Source organism: Vibrio sp. D173a (assembly GCF_030248475.1).
This window is the reverse complement of the sequence record NZ_JAHGAH010001002.1, coordinates 1-768: the sequence shown is the minus strand read 5'-3', so window position 1 is coordinate 768 and position 768 is coordinate 1. Positions and strand designations below refer to the sequence as shown.

Below are 768 nucleotides of genomic sequence, written 5' to 3'. Positions count from 1 at the left end.
TACTCAATCTCATTCAACCTAGAAGAAGCGATTGCGATTGAGGTTCATTGTGAAAAAGTTGAATCGATTCTGAAAAATGCGCCGAAAGATGCCTTTGGATGGGTGAAAGAACTGACTGAGCTGCTGCACTTCTACGCGAAAGTGAATGAGCAAAACGAAGAAAAATAACTGTATTGTTTGAGGTAGGGTTTCACTTTATGGATAACCCTACAACCAGTTAGCCCACAATGTGCGCCGAGGGCAGATAGAAACTTTGTTTAAAGGTATTATCTGCCTTTGTTGTTTCTAACACACTGTGATGAAGCATAAGTATCGATTGTACTATACGCGTACCAATACCAAGTGAACCTTTCGCAGCAGAGTTATCGACTTGATTTTCAATCGTCACTCTAATTCGTTTATCCTGTGCGCCCTGCTCCACCACGATATTGAGCTCGCTATCTTGTGGAGCATGTCGAATCGCATTTTCCATCAAGTTAAACATCAAACGCTCTATCAGATTTTGCTCACCAACAATTGAAACCGAATCTTCAGCTTTCACATTCAGCATAATGCGTTTTGTGGTTAACTGATTCTTGAACGTCTCCTCACACAGTGTCAGCAAGTGATTGAAATCAATGGTTCGATATTCATAGGTTGGCAATCCTTTCTCTTGCTTGGCGGTATCTAACAATGAGTTGAGTTGCTCAAACAGTTTATTACTATTTCGATAAGCGACATCGATAAGTGGATCAGACTCAGGGTGTTGTAACTGCCACGTTTCCGAAT

The 768-nt window shown here is 41.1% G+C and carries 1 protein-coding gene and 1 pseudogene; one reads left to right on the top strand and one right to left on the bottom strand.

Annotation, left to right across the window (positions count from 1 at the left end; translation table 11 throughout):
• Positions 1 to 168, top strand: a pseudogene (locus tag KIV40_RS30880) (exoribonuclease R); the annotation flags it as partial.
• A 49-nt stretch (positions 169 to 217) separates the two neighbouring features.
• Here KIV40_RS30880 and KIV40_RS30875 read toward each other — a convergent pair.
• A partial coding sequence (locus KIV40_RS30875) for a HAMP domain-containing sensor histidine kinase (RefSeq protein WP_285353105.1) occupies positions 218 to 768 on the bottom strand: 551 nt, incomplete at its 5' end.